Source organism: Hahella sp. CR1 (genome assembly GCF_029813005.1).
Taxonomy (GTDB): Bacteria; Pseudomonadota; Gammaproteobacteria; order Pseudomonadales; family Oleiphilaceae; genus Hahella.
In genome coordinates this window covers 1-296 of record NZ_JAPELK010000062.1, presented here as the reverse complement: position 1 = coordinate 296, position 296 = coordinate 1, and the positions used below count along the sequence as shown (strand labels likewise).

The following is a 296-nucleotide window of genomic DNA, read 5'->3' as shown; positions in this document are numbered from 1 at the left end:
GAACACTACAACCCATTGGCTTAGCTGGCGAACTCCATATTGGCGGCGCGGGTCTCGCTCGCGGTTACTTAAATCGCCCCGACCTTACTGCAGAGAAGTTCATTCCGAACCCTTTCAGCGACGATCCTCATGATCGCCTGTACCGCACCGGAGATCTGGTGCGCTGGCTGCCGGATGGAAACCTGGAATTCCTCGGCCGCATCGATCATCAGGTCAAGATCCGCGGTTTTCGCATTGAGCTTGGGGAAATCGAGGCGGTTTTACTGCAACATGAGGCGGTCCAGGAGGCCGTTGTA

General features: G+C 56.4%; 1 protein-coding gene. It reads left to right on the top strand.

Going from position 1 to position 296, the window contains the following annotated elements; translation table 11 throughout:
• Window positions 1-296 (top strand): AMP-binding protein (locus ONV78_RS31925; RefSeq protein ID WP_279508638.1); only part of this gene is annotated, 296 nt, incomplete at both ends.